Genomic DNA, 16109 nt, shown 5'->3' on the forward strand with positions numbered 1-16109 from the left:
AGGGGCAAGTTTCTGGCGAACTGCTTTTTGCTCCGCAGTATGGATTCCTGCAGGCCATTCTGGCAATTTGAAATTTCACACGAATTTCGTGTTGCACGAAATTCGTGTACCATGCGAGGCATGAAGAACGTCACCATCACCGTCGAAGACAGCGTGCTTGACTGGGCGCGCATTGAAGCGGCCAGGCGCGGCAGCAGCGTCTCGCGCATGCTGGGTGACTTCATGGCCGAGCTGATGCAGCGCGAGGATGCCTACGAGCGAGCCTATCTGGCCTGGCGCACGGATGAGCGCACCTGGCAAGCTGCCGGCCAGTCTGCCAAATCCGTGGCGCGCAGTGCCAGCAGCAAGCGTGCTGCAGTGCAAAGCAATGCCGAAGCCGAGGTGGCCAGGTGAACCCCGTATTTGTCGATACCTCGGTGCTGATCGCCGCGGAAGATGCGGCCGGCGGTGCGCTGTATGCGGCCACGCTGGAATGGCTGGATCTGCTGTGGCGCAGCCGTAGCGGCCGCACCAGCAACCAGGCGCTGGTGGAGTTCTATGACCAGGCGACCACGGCAGCCTTGCCCCTGCCTCAGGGCGATGCCCGCGCCGCCATCCGCCGCTACCAGACCTGGACGCCCTGGAAGACCGACGCCGCCACGCTGGAGACGGCCTGGGCCGTGCAAGCCCGCCATGCGCTGGACTTTGGCGACTGCCTGGCCGTGGCCTGCGCCCAGCACAGCGGCTGCAACCAGATGCTGAGCCTGCATCTGCCTCATGGGGCGGAGTTTGGCGGCGTAACCGTGGTGCACCCGCTGGAGCAAGCCGCCACGCAGAATCTTGAGGCTTGAGCGCCAGAATTGCAGCGATCGGTATCGACTGCATTGGCCAACGCAAGCCTTGTGTGAAGGAGTGAACCCATGACTGCTCAAGACATCCAGACCAAAGCCCTGCAACGCATTCGCGCCGATGTACGCGCCATGCAGGGCTACCATGTGCAGCCCGCGCAAGGCCTGCTCAAGATGGACACGATGGAGAATCCCTACCGCCTGCCGCCCGAGCTGCAGAAAAAGTTGGGCGAGCATCTGGGCGGCCTGGAAATCAACCGCTACCCCGGCGAGCGCCAGGAAGTGCTCAAGCAGATGCTGGCCGACTACGCCGGTGCTCCGGCCGGCACATCGGTGCTGCTGGGCAATGGCTCGGACGAGATCATCACCCTGCTGGCGCTGGCCACGGCCCAGCCTTGCAACAATGCCCGCGCCAAGATGCTGGCGCCCATGCCGGGCTTTGTGATGTATCCGCTGTCTGCCAAGCTGCAGGGCCTGGATTTCGTGGGCGTGAATCTGACGAGCGACTTCGACCTGGACGTGCCGGCCATGCAGGCCGCCATTGCTGAGCATCAGCCTGCCATCACCTATATCGCCTATCCCAACAATCCCACCGCCACGCTGTGGGCCGAGGACAAGGTTCAGGCCGTGATCGACGCCGTGGCCGAGGTTGGCGGTCTGGTCGTGATGGACGAGGCCTACCAGCCCTTCGCCAGCCGCAGCTGGATCACCCGCATGAAGGCCGACCCCGCGCGCAACGCCCATGTGCTGCTGATGCGCACTCTGTCCAAGTTCGGTCTGGCCGGTGCGCGCCTGGGCTATCTGATTGGCCCTTCGGCCATCGTCAACGAGATCGACAAGGTGCGCCCGCCCTACAACATCAGCGTGCTCAACTGCGAGACGGCGATTTTTGCGTTGCAGCACGAGTCCCTGTATGCCGAGCAGGCCGCTGCCATCCGCGCCGAACGCCAGCCGCTGATCGATGCCCTGGCCCTGCTGGACGGCGTGCAAAAAGTCTGGCCCTCCGAAGCCAATATGGTGCTGCTGCGCGTGCGCGATGCCGGCAAGGCCCAGATCGAGATGAAGCAGCGCGGCGTGCTGGTCAAGAACGTATCGGCCATGCACCCCTTGCTGCACAACTGCCTGCGCCTGACCGTGGGTACCCGCGAAGAAAACGCCCAGATGCTGGCGGCACTGAAAGAAAGCCTATGAGCAATATCGTCCCCTCCATCGCCCAGAACCTGCCGCGCATTGCCGAAGTGCAGCGCAACACGGCCGAGACCCGCGTCGCCGTGCGCGTCAACCTCGACGGCACGGGCAAGGCCAGCCTGAACTCCGGTATCGGCTTTCTCGACCACATGCTGGATCAGATCGCGCGCCACGGCCTGATCGACATGGACATCGAATGCGCGGGCGATCTGCACATCGACGGCCACCACACGGTCGAAGACATCGGCATCACCCTGGGCCAGGCCTTCGCCAAGGCCATCGGCGACAAGAAAGGCATTCGCCGCTACGGTCATGCCTATGTGCCGCTGGACGAAGCCCTGAGCCGCGTCGTCATCGACTTCTCGGGCCGTCCCGGTCTGCACATGGATGTGAAGTTCACGGCCGGCAGCATCGGCCAGCTCGACACGCAACTGGTCTTCGAATTCTTCCAGGGCTTTGTCAACCACGCCGGCGTGACCCTGCACATTGACAACCTGAAGGGCTTCAACGCCCACCACCAGTGCGAAACTATCTTCAAGGCCTTTGCGCGTGCCATGCGCTTTGCACTGGAGCATGATGAGCGCATGGCCGGCGTGATTCCCTCGACCAAGGGTGCTCTGTAATCAGGAGCGTCTTGCGCCTGTTTAAACTGCACTTCAAAGCTGTTTGTCTTTAAAAACCAATCTCCATAAGCGGTAGCTGCTATGAGTTTGAAGAACAACACCGTGGCCGTGGTCGATTACGGCATGGGCAATCTGCGTTCGGTCTCGCAGGCGGTGCGTACGGCCGCAGCCGATACCGGCTGGGACGTGGTCGTCACGGCCGATCCCGATGTGGTCCATGCCGCCAACCGCGTGGTCCTGCCCGGTCAGGGGGCCATGCCCGACTGCATGCGCGAGCTGCGCGAATCGGGCCTGCAGCAGGCCGTGCTCGATGCCGCCGTCAACAAGCCGCTGTTCGGCGTCTGCGTGGGCATGCAGATGCTGCTCGACCACAGCGACGAAGGCGATGTGCCGGGCCTGGGACTGATTCCCGGCAATGTGCGCAAGTTCGATCTCGAAGGAAGGATGCAGGCCGACGGCAGCCGTTTCAAGGTGCCGCAGATGGGCTGGAACCAGGTGCAGCAGACGCAGCAGGGCGGCAAGCACCATGCGCTGTGGGCCGGAATTCCCGACGGCAGCTTCTACTACTTTGTGCACAGCTTTTATGCGCAGGTGCAACAAAGCGCGCATTGCGCGGCCGAGACCGACTATGGCGGCCTCTTTGCATGTGCCGTCGCACGCGATAATATTTTCGCAACCCAGTTCCACCCCGAGAAAAGCTCGGACCAGGGACTGGCGCTGTTCCGCAACTTCCTGGGCTGGAAGCCCTAAGGGTCAACATTGAACCAGTCTTTGCGCGCATCGCATCCCTGGCTTGGGCGGTCTGCAGCGTTGCAAATCCTCGCCGGGCGATCAGCCCGGCTGTGGTTTGCGCCTCGCAGCCCATCTCAATCCAGTGCGCGCTGCATCGCAGGACTTATTCACTGTCAACCCGATTTTTCAACCGGCCATTTCTGACGGCCAAACTTGCTAGCAGATCACCATCATGTTGCTCATCCCCGCTATCGACCTCAAGGACGGCCACTGCGTTCGCCTGATTCAGGGTGATATGGACCAGTCCACCACTTTCGGTGAAGACCCCGCAGCCATGGCCGCCAAATGGCTGGATGCGGGCGCCCGTCGCCTGCATCTGGTGGACCTGAACGGCGCCTTTGCGGGCCAGCCCAAGAACCTGTCGGCCATCAAGAGCATCCTCAAGGAAGTCGATGGCGAGATTCCCGTGCAGCTGGGCGGCGGCATCCGTGATCTGGATACCATCGAGCGCTACATCGATCTGGGCATCGAGTACCTGATCATCGGCACCGCTGCCGTGAAGAACCCCGGTTTCCTGCAGGACGCCTGCAGCGCCTTTCCCGGCCACATCATCGTGGGCCTGGACGCCAAGGACGGGAAGGTGGCCATCGATGGCTGGAGCAAGCTCACCGGCCAGGATGTGATCGAGACCGCCAAGCGCTTCGAAGACTGGGGTGTGGAATCCATCATCTACACCGATATCGGTCGTGACGGCATGCTCAGCGGCATCAACATCGACGCCACCGTCAAGCTGGCCCAGTCGCTGAAGATTCCGGTCATCGCCTCGGGCGGTCTGGCCGGCATGGCCGACATCGAAGCGCTGTGCAAGGTGCAGGACGAGGGCGTGGAGGGCGTTATCTGCGGCCGGGCCATCTATACCGGCGATCTGGACTTCGCCGCCGGCCAGGAGCGTGCGGACGAGCTCACGGGTGAGTGATTTGACGTTTCAGGCCCAGGCCGTTGACTGGAAAGGGCTTCCTGCCATTGCTTTGAAGCTGGGTCAGGGGGATTCGGCGCTGATCTGCCTGCAGGGCGCCCAGGTGCTGTCCTGGATCGGCCAGGGGCAGGAACGCCTGTTTCTCAGTCCCCGCGCATCCCATGACGGCAAGAGCGCCATTCGCGGCGGCATTCCGGTCTGCTTTCCCCAGTTCAACCAGCGTGGTCCCTTGGTCAAGCATGGCTTTGCGCGCCTCAGTCACTGGCAGGCCGATGCTGCGCGGCCATTGGGCGAGGATGGTGTGCAAATCTCCTTGCGCCTGACGGACAGCGAAGCATCGCGCGCCGTCTGGCTGCACGCCTTTGAGGCAGTGCTCACGATTGAGCTCAGGCCCGGCGCGTTGCGTGTGGAACTGGCTGTGCATAACCGCGGCCGGCAGGACCTGTCTTTTACAGCGGCCTTGCACGGTTATCTTCGCGTTGCGCAGGTCGAGCAGACCAGCTTGCATGGTCTCGAAGGTTTGAGCTATTGGGATGCTGCTGCGGCTCAGCCGGACACCCATGTCACGCAGGAGGGCTGCGTCAGCTTCGGTGCGGAGACCGATCGCGTCTATCCACGTGCGGCTGCAGCCCTGCAGCTGCAAAGCTCGGGCCGGCCCTGGCTGCAGCTTGCCCAGGATGCGTCCTGGAGCGAAACCGTGGTCTGGAATCCCGGCCCTGCTCTGTGCGCCACGCTCAAGGACATGGAGGCCGACAGCTGGCAGCAAATGCTGTGTGTGGAGGCTGCGGCCATTGATGCTCCTGTGGTTCTTGGACCCGACCAGCGCTGGAAGGCGGCGCAAACCTTCGAATGCTTTTGAGGCTTTGAACGAGGCTGGGGGATGCCACCCCGAGCCTGGGTCTGTCCTCGTGCGAAGACCTGTTGGCCGTCAGCCTGCTCAGCCCTGTTGCAGGCTTCATGGGCCGCAGCTGCAGAGGCAAGGCGGATGGCGACTTATCGGGATTTGGTGCTCAGGGCATTCGCCAATGCATCGACCAGAGGCGGGTTCAGATAATGCGGGCCGTCGAATGCAAAGACCGTCCAGCCTTGGTAGGCCGCCAACTGCGGCAGGAATTCTTCTGCCATGGCGCTGCGAAAGCCGCCGCCCTGCGCAGGCCGGAAGGCCTCGGCAATCACGCGAACACGCGCCTGGCCCAGATGGGCGGTCAGCATTTGCAGGTATTCGCGTGCCACGCTGGGAGTGCGCGCGTGGACGCCGACTCCATCCTGGAAAAACACGCCCACATCTTCGGGTATCCAGCGCATGATCCAGTCAACCAGCGCCTGGGGACCCATATTGGCATTGTCATAGGCGCTGATCCACAGCGGACGAGGCAGCTTGTTGAGAACCTCGGTGAGAAGGCTGGGCGCAGCCCAGGTCGGATCGACTTCGACCGGGAAGTACCAGCCGGCAACCCGCAGTGGCAGCGCCGTGATAGCGGCTTTCAAAGCATAGGACTGCATTGCCAGATCCGCGAGACTGGCGCGGGCCTTGGCTTCGTCATGCATGCCGGCCAGGCCGAGAATCAGCTCCTGCGCCCAGGGCTCTGCAGCAATGCGCTCCCAGTCCGGGAGGTTGCGGCTCATGGAGGGCAGATAAGTGCCGGGCACCAGGCTCAGATTGTCCACGGCCGTCCATTGCACCAGCAGGCGGCGGATGCCCAGACGCTGCCATGCTCCATGGGGCCGCAGAGTGTCGGCACTGGGCTGCCAGACCATGCCAGGCAGACGCAGGCCGGGCTTGGCCTGTGCATCAGGCAGGCTGCAGCTCAGCGCCCAGGCCAGGCCCAGCGCCTCGCGTCTGGTGCATTGTTCCATCGTCATATCTATGGATCGAGCCGCTTTCTCCTTTCGGAGAAAGCGCTTTTCTTTCATGGCAGCTGACTCGGAACCGTCCAGGTGAAGCCCAGATTGGAGATGCCGCTGACAAGGCTCTTGAAGTCCGCCAGACCAGGGGTTCCAACCTGCGGCTCAAGCCAGAACGGGTGGAAGAAGAACGAGGCATAGCCGTCACGCACCGTCTTCACATACTGGGCATTGGTGAGAATGTCCTGCCATGTGTAGTTGTAAAAGGAGGTCGGATCGATCTGGGAGATGTCGTATTCGATGTTTCCCAGGCTTTCCGGCAGCACTTTCTGGCCGTAGTAGTCGGTCTGTATGGGGTAGGGGAAGATCTGGCCCACGGCAAAATCCTTCTCCACCGATGCAGTGAAATTGGGCTTGTCTGCGGTGTAGTACACCACGCGCTGATAAGTCTTGGCAAAGACCTGCGTAGTGGCCTTGGATGCCAGCGCCGAGCCCTGGTAGTGTGGGGTTTCCCAGGCTGTAGCGCGATATCCATTGAGAGACAACTCCAGCAGACCGGCCCGATAACGTCCCAACGCCCAGGTGGTCGAGTCTTCGGGCACGGGCTTGTTGTTGACAATGTCCCAGAACTCGTAGTCATCGCCACTCACGGCCGTATAGCGGTTGCGCATATTGCTGTACTGGTGCGTGTAGCCATGCATCACGATTTCGCCGCCGCGCACCAGTGCATAGTTGAGAGCTCTCTTCAGATTGGTAGCCAGTGACATTGGCACCTGCATAGGCACTCCCGAGTTATAGACGCCAAGAGGGTCGCGGTAGTACGGAATGGTCGCAATCGAAAACGGTATCCGTTGCTGGTAGAGGTAGTCCGTCAGCGATTTCATTGCCGCCACACTGACCAATGCGCTCACGTCTTCAAGACGGACCATGGCCTTGTGGCTTTCGGCATGGTTCACCCCCAGCATGTCATGCAGCATGTCTGCCAGCACGAGATAGCGATCGCGTGGTCCGATATAGCTGAACGGCAGATCCGCCACATACCAGAAGTTGCCCGACCTCACCACATAGGGCGCCTGCTCGCCGGTCTTGGGATTGGACATGGAAACCAGGTTCTGGGCCTTGGTGGTATCGGTGATGGCCGTCAGCCCCACATCGGGATCCGCATTCACGGCTCCGGTGCTGCTGTCGTATGCGTAGTATTTGACAAAGGGCAGGTTTTTGTAGGTGATGGTGTCGAAGAACCCCGGTGTGGTGTTGCTTGAGGTTGGTGCGGCATTGAGCCCGCGAAGCGCCGTCAGGTTGAAGCCATAGCGGGACTGGAAGCCGTAGGCCGCATCCCAGGCAAACTGCCAGATGTTGTACTTGAACCAGACTATGGTCTTGCTCGAGCTGGCGGCATCGGCCATGAAGGCGGCGGGCACCGGGTTGTCGTAATACGAGCCCAGATAGAACGTGGCATCGTAGCCGCTGAGTTTGCCTGCCGTGTAGTTCTGCACCGGGAGCATATCGACCTTGCTGTCGAAATGTCCGAGCAGATTGCGCAGCATGATGGCATAGCCCATGCCGAGCTTGGTGTAGGCCGTATTGGGCGGCGCGTCATAAAGGATCAGTGTGCGCGGACCTGTTTGCGCAAAGGCGCCAGGGCTCGCAAAGAGCATGGCTAGCAGCCATGCCCCAAGAATGCGTCCTAGGGTTTTCATGAGACTCTCCTGAGATCAGTACACGGTGAGGTCTATTGCTGCTGGCCACGGAATGGGCCACCCGGATTGGGCTTGTCCTTCGGGGGATTGCCGGGGGATGGGTTGCCGGGTTTGCTCGGCAGTTCATCCAGCGTGTCATCCCGTGTGAAATCCTTCTTGAAATGCCCTTTGTGGTGATGCGCACGTTCGTTGCGCTTGCGCTCTTCGGGGGCTGAGCCGATATCCATGCGGATCTGGGAGGCCCCAGGCGGCAATGGCGGCGGCATGACGTTCGAGGCCAGGGACCAGTTGGCCCAGGTCAGCAGCGCCAGCGCGAGCAGCGCGCGCGTGGCCTGCCTTTGATCATGGGAGTGCATGAGAGCCTCCTTTCTGGAGGGCAGAAAGAAAAAATGTCGAAGAACTCCATCTCCACAAACTCTAGAAATGGCGATGGGTTCGGGTCTTAGAGGCGTGCCATCTCAAAATACCAAGGCGGCACGTAGAAACACGCCTTTCCCTCGTTCGTCCCCGGCAAGCCGGGCGCGATACTGCAGGGAGAGGTCGAGGTAGGAGCGAGGTGCATGGTCACGGTCCTCGCGGAACCAGAAACGCATGCTCACACCAACGCCAGCGCCAACCGAGCTTTGCTTGCCCGAGGCTGTGCGTTCAGAGTTGTAATCAGCACCCAGGACTGCATGCGGAAACAGCACCAGTCTTGAGTCGCTCCCCCCCATTCGGAAACTGCGCCCTGCTTGGGCTTCGAACGTCGCGTAGTTCTGCTTGCGATGAATGAAGCGACCTACTTCGGCGTACATATTGAACGTGTTCCAGCTGGGCACATCCACGCGCAGGTCGGTGCCCATGCCGCCCGAATATCCCATGCGCAGCAACCAGTCGTTGCTGGACAGCGAGCCGATGCGCACGCGCCGTTCGGCCGCGAGTATGAGGTTGTGATCGCTCAGCGGCTTGGCACGGACACCGACGGCACCCTGGGTGGTTTCTCCGCCCGTGGGCACATCGTGGCGGCTGTAGACCGTTTGTGCAGCGCCGCCGTACAGCTCCCAGAAGCGGCCGTCGCCGAACTTCTGCGGGCGCCAGTACACCTCGCTGACGAGCTGGGCCACGTCGCCATAGAGTCCGGGCTGGGCGCCTGCCGCGCCCAGGGCAATGCCCCGATAGCCCAGCAAGGTGTTGATGCCCCAGGAGCGGTCCCGGTCGGCAACTTCACGCCGCGTCTCATATTGCTGCTGCGGCGTCATGGCGAGCCTGCCTTCATGTGCTGCGGCAATGGCCTGCTTGAAGTAGTCGATGGACTGCTCGTTCTCGGCCAGCCTGCTGGCTGCGTAGGCGCCATCGCGCAGCGCCGTGTCCGGCAGGCGGCTCTGGTCACGTGCGCGGTTGAAGATGGACAAGGCACTGCGATCATCCCCCACGCGGACGGCCAGATAGGCCAGATTGGGGTCGGCGCTTTGCTGCAGCTCAGGCTCCGAGACGGCCTGTGCAAAGCGTGCAGCAGCCTCGTCTCGCCGCCCCAGCTGAAGCAGCAGGTCCACCTCGCTGGACAGGGACAGGCCGCCCATCTGTAATGCCGTCCGTGCGTCGGCGTTGGCGGCCTCGGTCATGCCCTGCTCGTGGCGCAGGCGACTGCGCAAGGCCAGCACTTCGACTGCATCGGGCTGTAGCTGCAGTGTTTGATCGGCCTCTTCAAGCGCCTGCGCCTTCTGGCCTGCAGCCAGCAATGCCTGCAGGCGAAGCTGACGGTAGGGTAGATGTCCGGGGTTGAGCTGCGAGGCCGCCCCTGCCTTTTCTGCCGCCAAAGCATATTGCCCATCGCTGTAGGCTTGATAGGCCTCATGGGCGACTTTGTATGCCGGGTCTGGCGCTTCCTGCCCAGGCCAGATTTCGCAGCCGGGCACATCGCCGGCGCTGAAGCAGTTGACCAGGGGCAGTGGCAGCTCGTAGCTGCGTGACATGGTTGAGGAGCGCAGGGCCTTGAGCTGCTCTCGGCGGCTGCTGACGTCGGCATTGCTGTCCGTCTCCAGCGCCTGCACAAGTCGCTGCGCCCGATCGGTCTGACCGGCGGCCAGTGCCGCATCAACGGCAATGACGCCGTAATTCTGCCGTTCCGAGCGCGCCAGATGGGGGGCCGCCAGTGCAGCGTCGAAAGCCTGTACAGAAGCATTGCCGCGACCCTGTGCATGCAGGGCCACACCCAGCAGCACCTGCAGTGCTGGATCGTTCTGCAGTGCCAGCCCTTGCTCTGCCACGCGCTGTGCCTGGGCCGCCTGCCCATCCTGAAGCAGCAAGCCCAGCCACTGAAGGCGGGGAGCCAGCGCATCCGGCGCTATTCGGACGCTGGTCTCGGCATACCTGAGGGCCTTGACCATGTCGCCTTGCTCGCGTGCCTGCAAGGCCTGCTCGAAGGGACGCAGTGCGCGGCGCTGACGTATGGATGTGCGCAGCATCTGCCAATCGGAGTCCGACTGCAGTTGCTTGACCTTGTCCAGCCTTGTTGCCCGGGCTTCGGCCTCGTCGAAGCGCCCGTTCTCTACGAGCAGGTAGACCAGCAGGCGCTGATAGTCAAGACGCCCGGGGGCCGCAGCTACGGCCTGCCTTGCTAGAGGCAATGCCGTGGCGAAGTCACGCCGCTCGGTGGCGGCATAGGCCTGGCTGGCCTTGGCGTAACCAGCAGGCATGGCCTGTGCTGCCGGGCTCTTGCGCGGGCGTGGCGTGGTGTCCGCTGTCGAGGAGGCAGCCTTTGCCGGCTCCGGTGCTGGCGCTGCTGAAGGCGTGGCTGTGCCTGGCGTCTTCGGTGGAGCCTTGGCCGCAGGAGCGGGCAGGGCTTGAGACTCGGGCTGTCTGGCCGGAACGGCTCCCTGATGCATATCGCGCAGAGCCTGGGCCAGACGCGCATCGCCAGGGTGGCGCTGAAGCTGGGCCTTCAGTACAGCTTCGGCCTGTGCTGGTTGGCCAAAGCGGCGATGGGCTGCGGCCAACTGCAAGGCGATCTCGGTGTTGTCCGGTGCCAGACGCTGAGCCTGCTGCAGCTCGGAGATGGCGCGCTGGCCATCGCCGCGCGCCATGGCCTCATACGCCTTGTCGATCCGGGGATAGATCTGAAAGCGCTGTCTGGGAGTGATATCCGGACCTAGATCCACCGTCTGCGCCAGACCATCGTATGGAGTGGCGCATGCCAGGGAAAGAACCAGAATAGGACGAGAAAGCTTCATATATTGGCACCTAAGCAACGGACACGATCGGGGCGGCATCAAGGCGGCGCAAAAGTTGCGCCATGGTGACCTGCAGCTGTTGCTGCAGTCGCAGTGCTTCATCCAGCGTAGCCTGCGTCAACGCCCCCTGGTTCACCAGGAACAGGCCCAGGCTGTCATCGCTTTGCTCATGTCTGAGCAGCAAGGCATTCAGCACGGCTGTGTCGATGCGGCCCAGGGCTTGAAGCACTTCGCCCAGCATCAGCTGCCGCGATACATAGAATTTCCACAGCTCTTTCGCCTGTTCGGCGGATACGCGTTTGCGCTCCACGGCCCAGGCCAGCAGTTCGCGAGCCGGCTCCCCATGTTGTCTTGCATACAGACGCCGCAGCTCGACCGTGACCTCTCCCTTGGGGGCAATGAGGTAGCGCACGGGCCTCTCCAGCTTGCGCTCCAGGGCTGCGTGCGAGACCGGATCTATGACCGACTCGCTGGCCAGGATCAGTGTTTCTCCCTCCTCGCGCAGCGGCACCACGCTGTAATGCAGTGCCAGATGTGCAGGCAGCAGCGCCGCGATCTCGTCGGGGATCAGACGCTCTCCCAGAAATTCCCATGAAACACCAGCCTGCTGGGCAACTGCAGCTGCCAGCTGTGCGGTGCTGATCAGGTCCTTGTGCACCAGCGCACTGCCCAGGCGCAAGCCGGGAGTGGGGCGCAGCAGCGCTTCCTGCAGCTGGCTCTCTGTCAGGGCACCTTGTGCGATCAGTATCTGTCCCAGGGGCTGGCGCAGTCGGGGTCCCTCTCCCAGCATGGGAAAGTCATGGTCGGTCTTGGCCCAGGCCATGCGCCGGATATCCTTGGCCTGCAGCGCCTGGGCGATGGCCCGCCAGTTGGCCAGAAAGTTCACTAAATTGCCCCATAGCAGGCGCGGAAGCGACATCAATCCCTGGACGATGCCGTAGTAGCTGGTGACGAAGAACATGCGCTGGGCAATACGGTTGAGCATCAGCACGAAGTTCGCAGCCAGCAGTGCATACAGCCACCAGTCGCCCTGGAAGATGGAGAGAAACCGGTAGCTGTCCGGTACCAGGTGCTGGTAGAGCCAGATGGCAATCAGCTGCATCGCCAGCAGCATGGCCAGAAAGCTGGCGAAATTGGTGAGAGCACCCTTGCGGTCACGCCAGAGAAAATAGTTCAGCACGCCGCTATTGGTCCAGCGCAGGGTCTTGAAGCCCTGGATCACGATGCCCGTGATCCAGCGGGACTTCTGTCGCACCGCCGCATTCAGCGTATCGGGGAAGAACTCTCGCACGCAGATGACGCTGGCTTCACGCGCGCTGCGCCCGTGTCGGCGTGGCTGGTCGGGATCGGCAGGCTGGTCCGCGTCATGCACGGGAAAGCGCACGAAGATCTCGCGCATGCCCAACTGCTTGAGCCGGAAACCGATGTCGTAGTCCTCGGTCAGGCTCTGGGTGTCGAAGGCCACGCCGTCGCCCATCTCCAGCAGCGCCGTGATGGCGCGGCGGCTGAAGCAGGTGCCGACTCCGGCACTGGGCACCTGGCCCACCAGGGCCTCGCGCACCACGATGTCCTTGGCATGCAGCTCGGCAAACTCGTCCAGATAATGCCCGCCGGTGAACTCGCGCAGCGGCCGCTCCAGGGGGTAGACCGGCAACTGGATCAGATCCTTGCGATCCACGAGAAAGTTGAACAGTCTCAGCTCCAACCTGGACAGCACGTCTTCCGAGTCATGCAGGATGAAGCCTGCAAACTCGATGCCCGAGCGCTGCTCGAACTGGAAGATGGCATCGAGCACGTTGTTGAGGCAGTCGGCCTTGCTGGTCGGCCCGGGGCGTGCGCAGACCACGCTGTGCACATTCGGGAAATGGGCTCTTACCTGCTCCACATCGGCGTGGGTCTGGGGGTCGTTGGGGTAGGTGCCGATGAAGATGTGGTAGTTCTCATAGTCCAGCGTGGTTGCCGCCAGCTGCGCCATCTTGCCGATCACGCCATGCTCCTGCCAGGCGGGCACCATGATGGCCAGCGGCTTCTCGTCCACGCCGAGCAAGGCCTTGTGATTCATCTGCTCATGGCGCGAGTACACGGTCAGTGCACGCCAGGTGCGCCGCCCCCAGTAAAAGAGGTCGATGAACAGATCGTCCAGTCCGCTGATGAAGATCACTACCGCAATGACGATGGCGATGCTCTTGAGGACATAGAGATATCCGGTGAACAGGTCAAGCCAGGACATGGCGCGTCCTTTCTGCGGCTTTCTGTGCCAGGCCTGCGCGATCAGGCCTCAGCATCTGGTGCAGTCTTTTCTCAGTGCGTTGTGCTGCAGTCCCGTCACCAAACGGGTTGCTGCTGGCCTGCATGCTCCGGTAGGCAGCATCGTCATGCATCAGGTGGCGCACGGACTGAACGATCCTGCTTCTGTCGGCTCCAACCAAAGCGGCGCAGCCGGCTTCCAGCACCTCGGGACGCTCGGTCTCGTCGCGCAAGACCAGCACAGGTACCTTGAAGGTCGGTGCCTCCTCCTGCAGTCCGCCGGAATCGGTCAGCACCAGCCAGGCATCGGCCAGGGCCTGCTGCATGGCCAGGTAATCCAGCGGCTCTGTCAGCTTGACATTGGGAAGTCCGCCCAGCAGACGGTATACCGGCTCCTTGACCACCGGATTGAGGTGGACCGGGAACACCACCGGCATCTGGGGAAACTCGCGCGCGATATCGGCAATGGCTTCGCACACATGGTCTACATCGGGGCCCCAGTTCTCTCGCCTGTGCATGGTCACCAGAATATGGCCTCGGCCCTGCATGCGGCGGTGGATGTGGTGATGCTGGCTGGCCCAGAGCTGGGCATCGACGACGGTGTTGCCGGTGAGCTCGATCTTTTCCTTGGCCACGTTTTCGCGCTCCAGCGCCTGCTGGGCCCTCGGGGTGGGGGCCAGATGCAGGCTGGCGATGCGCCCTATCATTTGCCGCAGGCCTTCCTCCGGAAAAGGTCGGTGCAGGTTGTAGGTGCGCAGGCCGGCTTCGACATGGACGACGGGCACCTTGAGATAGAAGCCGGCCAATGCACCCTGAAACGCGCTTTCTGTGTCGCCCTGCACGATCACTGCCTCACAGCTCGTATCCGTCAGCACGGACTCCAGCTGAACCCTGCAGCCTGTGGCGAATTCCAGCAGAGAGCTTCCTTGCCTTTGCAGCACATGATCGGGCTGGATATGAAAGCAGTCCAGCATTTGCGCGGCCATGTCGCCATGCTGGCCGGTGTGCAGCCAGATGGGGCGGGCCCAGTGCGTCTGTTTCAGTGCGTGATAGACAGGGGCCAGCTTGATGATTTCGGGCCTGGTCCCGGACACGATGAGCAACTGCACGATGTCTGGCTTGGCGTGAAGAGCCTCGGAGTCCTGATTCATTGCGTTCTCCCTTTGAGTCAATTGGTATCAGACGTTCTTCATTCGTACCTGCTCAAAATCATCTTTCACGCTCTGCTTGGGGTATGTCAGCCAGCTCCTCGTGCTGGCCACAATTGGTGCCGGCTCTATCTGCTGCATGAGCGGCGCAGCTGCATCGGCGGGCTAACCGTCTCTGGCAGCCGTGACCAGCCTCTCGGCACAGCGGCTGGCCTGATCGCCATCCTGCGCTTCCACCATCACATGCAGCAGCGGCTCCGTGCCGCTGTGACGCACCAGCACACGCCCGGTAGAGCCCAGTTCGGCCTCGACCTGCGCCTGCACTCGTGCCAGCAAGGTATTGCTGCGCCAATCCCGGTCTGGCGACCAGTGCACATTGAGCAATGCCTGAGGGTAGAGCTGCACCGGCAGCAGCCATTGCGACAGCGTGCGGCCGGTGCGCACGCAGGCCTGCAATATCTGCAGCGCGTTCACCAGACCGTCGCCCGTGCTGTGCCGGTCCAGTATCAGCAGATGGCCTGACCCCTCGCCGCCGAAGGTCCAGCCCCTGCGGCTGAGCTCCTCAAGCACGTAGCGGTCGCCGACCTTGGTGCGCATGAAGTCCACATCCAGCACCCCGAATGCCCGCTCCACCGCCATATTCGTCATCAGCGTGCCGACGGCGCCCGCAATGCTCTCGTCATGCTCCAGGCGGTCGGCGACGATCAGGTACAGCAACTCGTCCCCGTTATAGAGCCGCCCGGCGGCATCGACGACCAGCAGGCGATCCGCATCGCCATCCAGGGCGATGCCGAAATCCGCACCGCAACCGGAAACGGTCGTGGCCAGGAGCTCAGGGTGTGCGGCTCCGGCCCCCTGGTTGATGTTCATGCCATCGGGAGCGCAGCCTATGGCCACCACTTCGGCACCGAGTTCATGCAAGACCATGGGCGCTATCTGATAGGCCGCACCATGGCCGGCATCGACCACGATCTTCAGTCCTCGCAAGGTGAACGCATGGTCGCTAGTGCTCTTGCAAAACTCTATATAGCGACCGGCGGCGTCATCCAGGAGCTGGGTTTTTCCGAGTGCGATTGCCGGGACCCAATGCGGCTCATCCAGCAGCATTTGCTCGACTGCTACCTCCCAGACATAGGGCAGTTTGGTGCCTTTGGCGCTGAAGAATTTGATGCCGTTGTCCTCGAAGGTGTTGTGGCTGGCGCTGATGACCACTCCCAGACTGGCACGCAAGGCCCGCGTGAGATAGGCCACTCCCGGTGTTGGCAGCGTCCCAAGCAGCACCACGTCCACGCCAGACGAATTGAAGCCCGACACCAAGGCGCTTTCGAGCATGTGACCCGAGATACGCGTGTCCTTGCCAATCAGCACCGTCGGGCGCTCTTCGTTGCGATGAAGCATTCGTCCGACGACATGGGCGAGATGCAGAGCGAAGTCCGGCGTGATGGGGAAATACCCAGCCCGCCCACGGATTCCGTCGGTACCGAAATATTGGCGTCTCATATCCATGATGATCACCTGTGCCTGAATACATTCATCGAATGGGATGGGTTTCCGGGTTCGGTCAACTATTTATGGGTTCAACACTGTCGAAATATTAAAAACTATTGATTTATT

14 protein-coding genes are annotated in these 16109 nt (G+C 62.1%); 7 read left to right on the forward strand and 7 right to left on the reverse strand.

Annotation, left to right across the window (positions count from 1 at the left end; translation table 11 throughout):
* Positions 1–120 precede the first annotated feature (120 nt).
* From CSE6_RS02315 to CSE6_RS02345, 7 genes are all read left to right on the forward strand, one after another.
* Positions 121–393 (forward strand): hypothetical protein, encoded by a 273-nt coding sequence (locus CSE6_RS02315; protein ID WP_034357468.1) that lies wholly within the window; start codon positions 121–123, stop codon positions 391–393.
* Entirely contained in the window at positions 390–830 is a 441-nt protein-coding gene (locus CSE6_RS02320) for a PIN domain-containing protein (RefSeq protein WP_003058641.1), read from the forward strand. Before CSE6_RS02315 ends, CSE6_RS02320 begins: the two co-directional genes overlap by 4 nt.
* 69 nt (positions 831–899) lie before the next feature.
* Positions 900–2018 (forward strand): histidinol-phosphate transaminase, encoded by a 1119-nt coding sequence (gene hisC / locus CSE6_RS02325; RefSeq protein WP_039049597.1) that lies wholly within the window; start codon positions 900–902, stop codon positions 2016–2018.
* Positions 2015–2638, forward strand: a complete 624-nt coding sequence (gene hisB, locus CSE6_RS02330) for an imidazoleglycerol-phosphate dehydratase HisB (protein WP_003058637.1) — start codon at positions 2015–2017, stop codon at positions 2636–2638. The genes hisC and hisB overlap by 4 nt, the downstream gene beginning before the upstream one ends.
* Positions 2639–2719: 81 nt before the next feature.
* A complete protein-coding gene (gene hisH, locus CSE6_RS02335) occupies positions 2720–3388 on the forward strand; it encodes an imidazole glycerol phosphate synthase subunit HisH (protein ID WP_059439807.1) in 669 nt (222 codons plus the stop codon).
* A gap of 214 nt (positions 3389–3602) precedes the next feature.
* Positions 3603–4346: a 1-(5-phosphoribosyl)-5-[(5-phosphoribosylamino)methylideneamino]imidazole-4-carboxamide isomerase gene (hisA, locus tag CSE6_RS02340; RefSeq protein ID WP_003058631.1), complete on the forward strand. Its 744-nt coding sequence runs from the start codon at positions 3603–3605 to the stop codon at positions 4344–4346.
* Positions 4339–5205, forward strand: coding sequence for a D-hexose-6-phosphate mutarotase (locus CSE6_RS02345; protein ID WP_059439808.1), 867 nt, complete (start codon positions 4339–4341; stop codon positions 5203–5205). The genes hisA and CSE6_RS02345 overlap by 8 nt, the downstream gene beginning before the upstream one ends.
* 134 nt (positions 5206–5339) lie before the next feature.
* Here the strand turns inward: CSE6_RS02345 and CSE6_RS02350 are convergent, their stop codons facing one another.
* The 7 genes from CSE6_RS02350 to glmM form a co-directional block, all read right to left on the reverse strand.
* A complete protein-coding gene (locus CSE6_RS02350; protein ID WP_233425098.1) occupies positions 5340–6209 on the reverse strand; it encodes a hypothetical protein in 870 nt (289 codons plus the stop codon).
* A gap of 47 nt (positions 6210–6256) precedes the next feature.
* Positions 6257–7891 (reverse strand): DUF2334 domain-containing protein, encoded by a 1635-nt coding sequence (locus CSE6_RS02355; protein ID WP_034357481.1) that lies wholly within the window; start codon positions 7889–7891, stop codon positions 6257–6259.
* Between the two features lie 32 nt (positions 7892–7923).
* The gene (locus CSE6_RS02360; protein ID WP_034381597.1) at positions 7924–8247 is read right to left on the reverse strand and encodes a hypothetical protein; all 324 of its coding nucleotides are present in this window, start codon (positions 8245–8247) and stop codon (positions 7924–7926) included.
* A gap of 102 nt (positions 8248–8349) precedes the next feature.
* Positions 8350–11100 carry a tetratricopeptide repeat protein gene (locus CSE6_RS02365; protein WP_059439809.1) on the reverse strand — a complete coding sequence of 917 codons (2751 nt, stop codon included), beginning with the start codon at positions 11098–11100 and terminating at the stop codon, positions 8350–8352.
* A 10-nt stretch (positions 11101–11110) separates the two neighbouring features.
* Positions 11111–13330, reverse strand: coding sequence for a cyclic di-3',5'-guanylate-activated glycosyltransferase NrfB (nrfB, locus tag CSE6_RS02370; protein WP_034357488.1), 2220 nt, complete (start codon positions 13328–13330; stop codon positions 11111–11113).
* Positions 13317–14498, reverse strand: coding sequence for a non-hydrolyzing UDP-N-acetylglucosamine 2-epimerase (gene wecB, locus CSE6_RS02375; RefSeq protein WP_059439810.1), 1182 nt, complete (start codon positions 14496–14498; stop codon positions 13317–13319). Before wecB ends, nrfB begins: the two co-directional genes overlap by 14 nt.
* A 162-nt stretch (positions 14499–14660) precedes the next feature.
* On the reverse strand, positions 14661–15995 hold the full coding sequence (gene glmM / locus CSE6_RS02380) for a phosphoglucosamine mutase (RefSeq protein WP_059439882.1): 1335 nt from the start codon (positions 15993–15995) through the stop codon (positions 14661–14663).
* Between the last annotated feature and the right edge of the window lie 114 nt (positions 15996–16109).

This window comes from Comamonas sp. E6 (assembly GCF_001010305.1).
GTDB lineage: Bacteria > Pseudomonadota > Gammaproteobacteria > Burkholderiales > Burkholderiaceae_C > Comamonas > Comamonas thiooxydans.

What these genes read in the sequence shown, in the direction of transcription:
- CSE6_RS02315 (WP_034357468.1), top strand. Translation starts at nt 121, where the DNA reads ATGAAGAACGTCACCATCACCGTCGAAGACAGCGTGCTTGACTGGGCG.
- CSE6_RS02355 (WP_034357481.1), bottom strand. Translation starts at nt 7,891, where the DNA reads ATGAAAACCCTAGGACGCATTCTTGGGGCATGGCTGCTAGCCATGCTC.
- CSE6_RS02360 (WP_034381597.1), bottom strand. Translation starts at nt 8,247, where the DNA reads ATGCACTCCCATGATCAAAGGCAGGCCACGCGCGCGCTGCTCGCGCTG.
- hisC (WP_039049597.1), top strand. Translation starts at nt 900, where the DNA reads ATGACTGCTCAAGACATCCAGACCAAAGCCCTGCAACGCATTCGCGCC.
- glmM (WP_059439882.1), bottom strand. Translation starts at nt 15,995, where the DNA reads ATGAGACGCCAATATTTCGGTACCGACGGAATCCGTGGGCGGGCTGGG.
- CSE6_RS02365 (WP_059439809.1), bottom strand. Translation starts at nt 11,100, where the DNA reads ATGAAGCTTTCTCGTCCTATTCTGGTTCTTTCCCTGGCATGCGCCACT.
- CSE6_RS02350 (WP_233425098.1), bottom strand. Translation starts at nt 6,209, where the DNA reads ATGACGATGGAACAATGCACCAGACGCGAGGCGCTGGGCCTGGCCTGG.
- hisA (WP_003058631.1), top strand. Translation starts at nt 3,603, where the DNA reads ATGTTGCTCATCCCCGCTATCGACCTCAAGGACGGCCACTGCGTTCGC.
- hisB (WP_003058637.1), top strand. Translation starts at nt 2,015, where the DNA reads ATGAGCAATATCGTCCCCTCCATCGCCCAGAACCTGCCGCGCATTGCC.
- nrfB (WP_034357488.1), bottom strand. Translation starts at nt 13,330, where the DNA reads ATGTCCTGGCTTGACCTGTTCACCGGATATCTCTATGTCCTCAAGAGC.
- wecB (WP_059439810.1), bottom strand. Translation starts at nt 14,498, where the DNA reads ATGAATCAGGACTCCGAGGCTCTTCACGCCAAGCCAGACATCGTGCAG.
- hisH (WP_059439807.1), top strand. Translation starts at nt 2,720, where the DNA reads ATGAGTTTGAAGAACAACACCGTGGCCGTGGTCGATTACGGCATGGGC.